Annotated in this window: 7 protein-coding genes; 2 read left to right on the top strand and 5 right to left on the bottom strand. The window is 67.4% G+C overall.

All coding sequences use genetic code 11. The features are described 5' to 3' along the window. Nucleotides 1–169: 169 nt before the first annotated feature. Together ABKW26_RS18420 and ABKW26_RS18415 are read right to left on the bottom strand one after the other, a co-directional pair. Entirely contained in the window at nucleotides 170–1,138 is a 969-nt protein-coding gene (locus tag ABKW26_RS18420; RefSeq protein ID WP_348595537.1) for a sugar ABC transporter permease, read from the bottom strand. Between the two features lie 69 nt (nucleotides 1,139–1,207). Next, a complete protein-coding gene (locus tag ABKW26_RS18415) occupies nucleotides 1,208–2,581 on the bottom strand; it encodes an extracellular solute-binding protein (protein ID WP_348595536.1) in 1,374 nt (457 codons plus the stop codon). An 80-nt stretch (nucleotides 2,582–2,661) separates the two neighbouring features. Between ABKW26_RS18415 and ABKW26_RS18410 the strand changes: the two genes are divergently transcribed. Then, the gene (locus ABKW26_RS18410; protein WP_348595535.1) at nucleotides 2,662–3,741 is read left to right on the top strand and encodes a LacI family DNA-binding transcriptional regulator; all 1,080 of its coding nucleotides are present in this window, start codon (nucleotides 2,662–2,664) and stop codon (nucleotides 3,739–3,741) included. A 63-nt stretch (nucleotides 3,742–3,804) separates the two neighbouring features. On the opposite strand, the gene ABKW26_RS18405 is transcribed toward ABKW26_RS18410, so the two are convergent. Together ABKW26_RS18405 and ABKW26_RS18400 are read right to left on the bottom strand one after the other, a co-directional pair. Beyond that, nucleotides 3,805–4,872, bottom strand: coding sequence for a magnesium and cobalt transport protein CorA (locus ABKW26_RS18405; protein ID WP_348595534.1), 1,068 nt, complete (start codon nucleotides 4,870–4,872; stop codon nucleotides 3,805–3,807). Beyond that, entirely contained in the window at nucleotides 4,869–5,504 is a 636-nt protein-coding gene (locus ABKW26_RS18400; RefSeq protein WP_348595533.1) for a TetR family transcriptional regulator, read from the bottom strand. The genes ABKW26_RS18405 and ABKW26_RS18400 overlap by 4 nt, the downstream gene beginning before the upstream one ends. Nucleotides 5,505–5,626: 122 nt before the next feature. Here ABKW26_RS18400 and ABKW26_RS18395 point away from each other — a divergent pair, with 122 nt between their 5' ends. Further along, nucleotides 5,627–7,366 (top strand): CocE/NonD family hydrolase, encoded by a 1,740-nt coding sequence (locus ABKW26_RS18395; protein ID WP_348595532.1) that lies wholly within the window; start codon nucleotides 5,627–5,629, stop codon nucleotides 7,364–7,366. Nucleotides 7,367–8,149: 783 nt separating this feature from the next. On the opposite strand, the gene ABKW26_RS18390 is transcribed toward ABKW26_RS18395, so the two are convergent. Then, nucleotides 8,150–9,127 carry a glycoside hydrolase family 6 protein gene (locus ABKW26_RS18390; protein WP_348595531.1) on the bottom strand — a complete coding sequence of 326 codons (978 nt, stop codon included), beginning with the start codon at nucleotides 9,125–9,127 and terminating at the stop codon, nucleotides 8,150–8,152. Between the last annotated feature and the right edge of the window lie 103 nt (nucleotides 9,128–9,230).

Raw genomic sequence — 9,230 nt, 5'->3', positions numbered from 1 at the left:
GACGTGAAGTTCTCCCACGTCCACTGCTGCGGCCAGAACGTCTGGTCGGCGCCGACGATCTCGGAGTTGGGCTTGAAGGCCGAGAGCAGCATCCAGGCGAAGGGGAACACGGTGACGACGCCCGCGACGGCCAGGGCTGCGTGCAGGCACCAGGAGGAGAGCGCGCGCTTCATCGCTTCACCGCCGCTCGTGCGAGGCGACGACGCGGTGCCCGCACGCCCGTTCCCGCCGACACCCGGAAGTTCAACCAGGTGAGCACGGCCGTGAAGAGCAGCAGGACGAACGCGATCGCCGAGGCGTAGCCGAAGTTGTAGTTGACGAAGGCCTCGTCATAGATCATGTACGAGATCAACCGAGTGGACGTCCCCGGGCCGCCCTCCGTGAGCACGAGGACCTGCACGAAGGCTTGGAGATACCCGATGGTCGAGGTGACCGCGATGAAGAGCGTCATCGGCGTGAGGAGCGGGACGATGATCCGCCGGAACCGGGTCCAGGCGTTCGCGCCGTCGACCGCCGCGGCCTCGAGGACGTCGTCGGGCACGGCGTAGAGGCCGGCGAGGAAGAGGATGACGGCATATCCGAAGTCCTTCCAGATGGTCATGACGAGGATCGCTCCCATCGCGTAGCGGGAGTCGAGGAGCCAGTTGATGTCGAGCCCGAAGAAGGTGTTGATGGCACCGAAGCGCGGGTTGTACATGAGCTGCCACACGTAGGCGACGGCGACGAGCGGCGTCACCGTCGGCATGTAGAAGACGGCGCGGAAGAAGGTCTTGAACCGCGTCATCTTCGAGTACAGGGCGTAGGCGAGCGCGAGGCCCAGCACGAGGCGGCCGACGATCGCGACGCTCCCGAAGACGAGGGTGTTGAGCGACGAGGTCCAGAACTCCTGGTCGGCGAAGAGGCGCCGGTAGTTGGCGAACCCGGTGAAGGTGAACGTGTCGTTGAGCGGGTTCCACAGGTGCAGGCTCCCGACGGCGGCGATGCCGATGGGGACGAGCAGCAGGACGACGATGAAGAGGACGACGACGCCGACGACGACGTTGCGCAGTGCGCGCTCGCCCGGGTAGGCCATGCGGCGGCGCGGGCGGGCGCTCTCGCGGGTGCCCGCGGGTGCGGGCGAGACGGTCATGGTGTTCATGGGTGGTGCGCCGACCCCGGCACCCCAAGGGTGGGCCCCGGGGTCGGCTACTCCTTCCGAGGGGTGGACTCAGTCCTGCGCCTGGTAGCCGGGGTACAGCGACTCCAGGGACACGAAGCTGGAGCTCTCCACGTCTGTGGCGATGGTGTCCTGCGCGGTCGCCAGCGCGGCCTCGGGTGCGACCCCGTTGTAGAGGATGTCCTCCCACATCGTGGTCGTGTTGGTCTCGAAGGCTGCCGGGAAGGGGCCGGGCCAGATGTAGCTGTCGATGTCCCCGAACGACTGCAGGACGGGCGACGCGACGATCTCGGGGTCCTCGGCGAGCAGGCCGTAGGTGGGCAGGACGCCGAGCGCCAGGCACATCTCCTTCATGAGCTCGGTGTTCGTCAGGTAGTAACGCAGGAAGTCCTGGGCCACCGCCTGCTCCTCGGCGCTCGCGTTCTTGTTGATGCCGATGGTCGACTCGCCGTTGGTGCGGTCGAGGGCGTACGGGGCCTCGGTGGCGTCGGGTACCGGCGTCTGGAACGTGCTCCAGGCGAGATCGGGGAAGTCGGCGGACAGCGTCCCGCCGAAGTGCCCCCAGGAATAGATCATCGCGGTCTGCCCCTGGCCGAACGTGTCGGTCGCCGCGCCGAAGTCCTTCGAGCCGGAGCCGTCGGCGTAGATGTCGAGGAACCGCTGGATCACCTCGAGGTTGGCCTCGTTGTCGACGTCCGGCGTGGTGAGGTCGGAGGCGAACATGTTCTGTCCGAGCTGGTAGGCCAGGCCGGACTGGAAAGCGTTGAACTGACCGTTGAAGTTGAACCCCGCCTGGGTGATGCTGTCGCCCTCAGCCACGGTGAGCTGTGCGGCCACGTCGCGGAACTCGTCCCAGGTCACGGGGATGTCATCCTCAGTCAGGCCGGCGGCCTCCCACATGTCCGTGTTGTAGAAGATCGATCCGGTCATGAGGCCGAAGTCGATGTAGTAGACCTCGTCCTCGATGACGTGGGCGTCGACGTTGGCGTAGTCCGCGCGGAGATCGTCGAGCTCGATGTCGTACGGCGCCATGTTCTTGATGAGGTTGTCGTGCTGGCTGTTGTGCACGTTGAAGATCGCTGGACCGTTCTTGCCCTGGAGCTCGAGCGGCAGCTTGGTCCAGTAGTCCTCCCACGGCTGGGTGACCACCTGGATGTCCACGTTCGGGTGGATCTCCTGGTAGGCGTCCGCGATGGCCTGGGACTCGGCGTCGAAGCCCCACAGCCACCACTCCAGGGCGATCGGCTCGCCCTCGTTGACCAGCTGGTTGGGGTCCCAGGTGACGGCATCGCCGACCACGTCGAGGCCCTTGTCGGCGGTCTCGTCCTTGACGGCGTCTCCGACGCCTCCTCCGCCGCTCGAGCACGCGCTCAGCGCGAGCACCATCGCTGCGCCGGTCGCGACCATGACCTTGTGAACTCTCATCGAACCCTCCATTGGGTGTCGTCTGTGCAGGTATACCGCTATACCTCAACCCGATGAGTGTAGCGGTATATCATCGACGCGTGTCAAGACCTCCAGGAAGCGAACCTGCCGCCCGCCGACGACGCGGGGGCGGGGACGGCGTCACGCTGCAGGACGTCGCCACTGCTGCGGGCGTGACGAAGATGACCGTGTCGAACGCCTTGAACGGCCGCCACGAACGCCTCTCGGAGACCACGCTCGCCCGCGTCCTCGAGACTGTCGACCGCCTGGGCTACGTCCGGAGCGCGACGGCCCGGTCCTTGTCCGCCAACCGCTCCAACATCGTCTCCGTCACCTACCAGCCGACCTCACGGACAGGCGCCGGAGCCACGCTCGGGCAGCACGACGCCCTCTTCCTCGGCGAGCTCGAGCTGCACGTCACCCGCGCCGGGATGTACCTCATGGTCCACTCGACGACCGACGTCCAGAGCACCGCGCGCAGCCTGAAGTCCTGGAACGTCGACGGCGCCATCTTCCTCAGCACCCTCGCGGACGAGGTCGAGGTGCTCCGCGAGGCCCACGACGTCCCGATGGTCTTCGTCGACAACTACGGCGCGTCGCCGGCGATCAGCAGCGTGCGGGTCGACGACTTCCGCGGGGGCTACCTCGCGGGGGAGCGGCTCGTCCGTGCCGGGCACCGGAACATCGCGTTCGTAGGGCCCTCGCTCTTCGACACGGGCGTGGTGCGCCAGCGGTACCTGGGCTTCAGCAAGGCGCTCGACGAGCACGGCATCACCCACGACCCGTTGCTGAAACGGACCTGTCAGACCGAGTACGAGCCGGCCCTCAGGCTCGCCGGCGCCCTGGTGCGTGAGCTGCCAGAGGTCACGGCAGTGTTCGCGACCGCGGACGACATCGCCGCTGGTCTGGTCAACGGATTCCATCGAGCCGGGCGCTCCGTGCCTGACCAGATGTCCGTGATCGGCTTCGACGACATCGACCTCGCTCGTGTCACCACCCCCGAGGTGACGACCATCCGACAGGACATCCCCGCCAAGGCTCGGGCGACTGCCGAGATGCTCCGCCGCCAGCTGGACGCCGGCGCGGGACGCGAAGCCGAGCGGGTGACGCTCGAGGTGACCCTGGTCGAGCGCGGCTCCGTGGGGCCGCCGGCGCGCTGAGGAGACCGAGGTGAGCCAGCGTGTGCTCCCGGGATCACGGTCGGATCTCCAAGGGCTACGAACTCACAGCCAGTGCTTGCGCTTGAACACGGCCCAGAGTGCGACGCCCAGGCCCAGCATGAGCGTGACGGCAAAGGGGTACCCCCATGTCCAGTGGAGCTCTGGCATGTGGTCGAAGTTCATGCCGTAGACCGAGGCGATGAGCGTCGGGGTGAAGAGGATCGCTGCCCAGGAGGAGATCTTCTTGACCTCTTCGCCCTGCTCGATGGTCTCCTTGGCGAGCCGGCGGCTCTCCTCTCCCTGGGCGAGGCTCGCGCTCGACATGCGCCGCATCGCCTCGTTCTGCTCCAACGACACGAGTGTGGAGTGCACGTCGAGAGCGTTCTCGAGGAGGGATCTGCAGGTCGTGACGCGCTCGGTGACGCGGACGATGTGGTCGAGGACGTTGCGGAGACGGTTCTGTACGTCGTCGTCTGTGCCGTACCGGTCGGCGCCGCGCAGCAGCCCGTGGACCATGTCGGGCAGCGGGCCGATCGCGCGCTGGAAGGAGATCACCTGCTCGATGAGGCGGTAGATGCGCTCGGACAGCGCAGGGTCGACGTGCCCGTCGGTGAAGAGGCTGTCCTCGACCTCGTCGATGTCCTCCTCCAGACCGGAGACGACCGGGGCGTACGCGTCGACGATCTCGTCGAGCAGCGCGGTGAGCATCGCCTCGGGGCCGGTGCTGAGGAACTCCGGCTCGGCTTCGAGCGCTACCCGCGCAGCGGTGAGATCGGGCTTCGAGCCGCGCCGCAGCGTGATGACGAACTGCGGCCCGACGAAGAGGTGGATCTCCCCGAACGCGACCCGCTCGCTGGCGTCGTCGTAGGAGCCGGGCCGCAGGACGACGAACATCGTGTCGCCGTAGCGTTCGAGCTTCGCGCGCTGGTGGCCCTTCATGGCGTCCTCGACGGCGAGCGGGTGCAGGCCGAAGCGGGCGGCTGCGTCCTCGAGGGTTGCCGGGTCCGGGTCCCTCAACCCGAGCCACGCCACGGCACTGCCGGCACGGAGCACGTCCTGGGCTTCTTCGAGGCTGCGCGGGCTCGCGGTGCGGTGCCCGTCGATGTAGATGTGGCCGTCGATGGAGGTCATGCGCGATCCTCTCGTGCGTTCCCGGTGGGGGACTGGGGCGCCAGGATCCCCTGGATCGCCGGGGCGAGCACGCTGACGACTTTGTCCGTGCCGGCAGCGACGAGCGTGGGTACGCCGATGACGCGTCGCCCGGTCACGACACCGACGAGCATCGACGACGCGAGACCGGCACGGAGAGCGGCGTCGGCGTCCGTCCGTCCGCTCGTCCCGTCGAGCAACCGGGACTCGATGAAGTCTCGCAGCTGCTCGCTCGCGTTCGCGTTGACGATCGCACCGCGGAGCATCGCCATGAGCGGCTCCGACTCCTCCGGGGCTCCCTCCCACGCGCCGAGGAAGGCGCGGACGACACGCTCGCCCAGGTGCTCGTCGGGTCCCTCGAACGCCGTGCTGAAGCGCTCGAGCGCGGACGGCGGGACGGACATCACCGCGGCGAACAGCTCCTCCTTGGAGCGGAAGAACTGCATGACCTGCGATGCGTCGACCGCGGCATCTCCGGCGACGAGCCGGATCGTCGTCGCGGCGAACCCGTCGCGGGCGAACCGCGCCCGGGCGGCGTCGAGCACCGCCTGACGCGTGGTGGTGGATCCCGGTCGCCGGCCGCGGCGGGGGGCTGCGTGGTCCTGAGCCGTCATGCCTCGAACCTAGCTCACCGGATGGTTTTTCTCAACGCGTGTTGAGTTTCTCGTGCTGCGGACGTACGCTCGCAGCGATCCGAGGATTGGCCCCTGGGTCACCAGACACGAAGGAGCTCGCCATGAGCGAAGACCAGAAGCTGTTCGTCCCTTCACACCCCCTGCCCCCCGCACGGACCGGTCTGCTGACCGGCTTCGACCCGGGGACGCGGACCTTGGAGGCCGGCTTCCAGGCCGCGCCGCAGTTCCGCCCCCTGCCGGTCGACGTCGTGCTGGACAAGGACGTCGCTGTCCGGCTGCGTGACGGCGTGACGATCCACGTCGACGTCTACCGTCCCGCCGGGCAGGTGAAGGTGCCGGTCATCGTGGCCTGGAGCCCCTACGGCAAGGGGCAGGGCACCTCGCCGAGCGTCATGGGCGTGTTCGGCCTGGTCGGGCTGGACAACGGGATCGTCTCGGGCCTGGAGAAGTTCGAGGGTCCGGACCCGGCGTACTGGTGCGCGCAGGGCTATGCCATCTGCAACCCCGACATCCGGGGTGTGGTCGACTCCGAGGGTGACAGCGTGCTCTGGGACCGCCAGGAAGGTCGCGACTGTCACGACCTCGTCGAGTGGCTGGCCGAGCAGGAGTGGTGCACCGGCAAGGTGGGGATGAGCGGGACCTCCTACCTCGCGGTCTCCCAGTGGTTCACCGCGGCCGAGCAGCCCCCGCACCTGGCGGCGATCAACCCGTGGGAAGGCGTCAGCGACGTCTACCGCGACCTCGTCATGCGCGGCGGCATGCCGGACACCGGGTTCGCCCAGCAGCTCCAGGACGGCAGCTTCTTCGGCAAGAACCAGAAGGAGGACATCCTCGCGGAGGCGGAACGCTTCCCCCTCATGGACGAGCTGTGGGAGAACAAGATCCCCGACTTCGACCGGATCACGGTGCCGGCGTACGTCGTGGCCAGCTACTCGAACACGCTGCACACCGCGGGAACGTTCCGTGCATGGCGCCGGATCGCCTCGGACGAGAAGTGGCTCCGTATCCACAACGGTCAGGAGTGGCCCGACTACTACGACCAGGCGAACGTGGAGGACCTGCGTCGCTTCTTCGACCGCTACCTCAAGGACCAGGACAACGGGTGGGAGGCCACACCCCGCGTGCGCTACTCGGTCCTCGACCTCGAGGGCGGCGACCAGGTCGGCATCGCCGCGGACGCCTTCCCGCCGCAGGACGTCACGTCGACGAGGTACTACCTCGACGGGCGCTCCCGCACCCTGGTCACCGAGGCACCCACCGACGAGGTCTCCGCAGCCTACGAGGTCGGGTCCACCCCGGAGGCGGTGTCGTTCCTCGTGCGCTTTGAGCAGGAGACGGTGATGGTCGGGTATCCCAAGGCTCACCTCTGGGTCGAGGCGAAGGGCGCTGACGACATGGACCTGTTCGTGCTCGTGCAGAAGCTCGACGCGCACGGCACGCCCTTGCAGGCGTTCACCGTGCCCAACCAGAGCGCGAGGGCCCACGATCTCACGGACCATGGCGCGACCATCCTGCGGTACAAGGGCTCCGACGGACGGCTGCGCGTGTCCGCCCGCCACCTCGACCAGTCGTTGTCGACCGACGACGTGCCCGCGCACAGCTTCGACAGGGTCGAAAAGCTCGCGCCCGGTGAGATCGCCCAGATCGAGATCGACCTCCTGCCGATCGGTCTTGCGTTCCATGCCGGAGAGCAGCTGCGCTTCGTCGTCAGCTCGCGGAACCTGCTCGGGACGCTCATGCCGGGAATTCGTGAGTATTCGGGAGCCAACAGCGGACAGCACGTCATCCACACCGGCGGGGAGCTCGCGTCCTACCTACAGCTGCCCATCCAGGCCGCCTGACTTCGCGGTGCGCGTGGAACTCCTGACCACCCAAAAAGATGGACGACCTGCCAGACGAGCAGCAGGCGCCATGGAAGGAACCTAGATGTCCGTCTTCTTCGTTCGGTACACCCACCCGATAGCGCCGCCTGGCGCGAGCACCTGGAAGCCCACACCAAATGGCTTCTCACACGCCTCACTGAGGGAACGCTGAAGGCGTCCGGTCCGCTGGTCGGCACCCCGACTGGTGAGCGCGGCGCGCTCCTGGTCTTCGTCACCAAGGACCGGACTGCCCTTGAAGAGATAGTCCCAACCGACCCGTATGCAATCCACGACCTCATCCGCGCCATGGAGGTGCGGGATTGGAATCCTCTCTTCGGTGCCTTCCAGCCGGACTCCACTCTGCCTGCGACGCTGCAACATCTCGACTGGGCCCGATGCTTGCAGGATTGGCTTCACCCGGCGGCCTAGGGGGACCCCAGGACTGACTCGTCCCCCGAGGGGTGGGCCGGCCGTCATGCGCTCACCCGCTGTCGGCCGGCCTGCCAGTGTCCCGAGCATGGTGAGGGTGAACGGTGCAACACAGCCGACATTCCATGGCCAGAGCCTCCCCCGGGAAGACGCAAGACTTTTCGCCTGCCAGACGTCTTGCAACCTATCGGCTGCAAGACGTCTGGCAACGTTAGGTGAGCCGCTACGGCTTCACACCATCTGCTCGGGTGGGCTCACGCTCGGCTACCCCAATACGCGGCGGTGTTGCCGACCAGCTCCACCTGGTGCTAGCCGGATGTCAGGATGCGGCGATTAGTACCCGAAGACCATCGAGTAGGCGACCTGGGGCAAGAATTGACCCGCAGTGGAACCGGAGCCGACTCCGCAGTTCCCGTCGGACTCGCCGGGAGTCTTGATCCACAGGAGCATCTCTGCTCCGCCCCCGCTCCGGCTCGTAGCGCCGGTCTTCTGCTGTGCGGGGTTGCACCACGGCGTGCTCGCACTGCCGTTCGCGTTCCTGCTCGTGTCGATGACGAAGGGCTTCGTGTAGCCGTACCGTGCGCGGAGCTCGCCGTTGATCGCGTTCCCGTAGGCGGTGTTTTCAGCAGTGCTGAAGTAGTTCGAGATGTTCAGCGAGAAGCCGTGAGCGTTCTTGATGCCGGCTGCGTGCAGGCGCTGGGCCATCGTTGCCGCAGGTGTCCAGCCGGGGTTGCCGGCGTCGAGGTACGTCCAGGTGTTGGGCGCTTGGGCGTTGAACTGGGCGATCGCCCCGATGATCATGTTCTGGCGCTCGGTCACCTGCGCCGTGCTCATGCAGTCGTAGTCGCCGAGAGCGTCGGGCTCGATCACGACGATGGCTGGTCGTTTGGCGATCCCTCCGGCGTAGGCGGCGATCCACTCGTTGTAGGCGCTGACGCTGCCGGCGCCGCCTCCGGAGTGACCGCCGCAGGCGTCACGACCGGGCATGTTGTACGCAACCATGATGGGCAGCTTGTTGTGGTAGTCGGCGGCGCCGACGTAGGCCCCGGTGGCTGTCCCGATGGTGCCGCTCCAGCTGCCGAACCAGCGCGCCATGGGCTGCTGTGCGATCGACGTGCGGATGGCGATCGACCGGCCGTCCCACGGGTTTGCGTCCGCCCACTGCAGCACGGTGGAGTCCGGATCGACGTAGAACCCGTCCGTGAGATCCCGCGGATCGGCCGCGGACGCGGGCGCCGCGGTGACCGTGCCGAGCGCGACCGCAAACGCGACCGCGACGGCAAACAGTGGGGGGCGTAGTGCAAGCCTCATGGGTTGCTCCGTTCATGTGAGGGCCTACCGATTGGCCGGCAGTCAAGGGTCAGCGGCACGGGCGTCGTCTCCACCTTGAGACGCTCCAGCAGGCTTCAGAGCG

It is taken from the genome of Sanguibacter sp. 25GB23B1, from assembly GCF_040012415.1.
In the GTDB taxonomy this organism is placed as follows: domain Bacteria; phylum Actinomycetota; class Actinomycetes; order Actinomycetales; family Cellulomonadaceae; genus Sanguibacter.
This window is presented reverse-complemented; position numbering and strand designations above follow the sequence as displayed.

Excerpts from the sequence above, each read along its gene's own strand:
- ABKW26_RS18400 (WP_348595533.1), bottom strand. The coding sequence starts at position 5,504 with ATGACGGCTCAGGACCACGCAGCCCCCCGCCGCGGCCGGCGACCGGGA.
- ABKW26_RS18415 (WP_348595536.1), bottom strand. The coding sequence starts at position 2,581 with ATGAGAGTTCACAAGGTCATGGTCGCGACCGGCGCAGCGATGGTGCTC.
- ABKW26_RS18420 (WP_348595537.1), bottom strand. The coding sequence starts at position 1,138 with ATGAACACCATGACCGTCTCGCCCGCACCCGCGGGCACCCGCGAGAGC.
- ABKW26_RS18395 (WP_348595532.1), top strand. The coding sequence starts at position 5,627 with ATGAGCGAAGACCAGAAGCTGTTCGTCCCTTCACACCCCCTGCCCCCC.
- ABKW26_RS18405 (WP_348595534.1), bottom strand. The coding sequence starts at position 4,872 with ATGACCTCCATCGACGGCCACATCTACATCGACGGGCACCGCACCGCG.
- ABKW26_RS18390 (WP_348595531.1), bottom strand. The coding sequence starts at position 9,127 with ATGAGGCTTGCACTACGCCCCCCACTGTTTGCCGTCGCGGTCGCGTTT.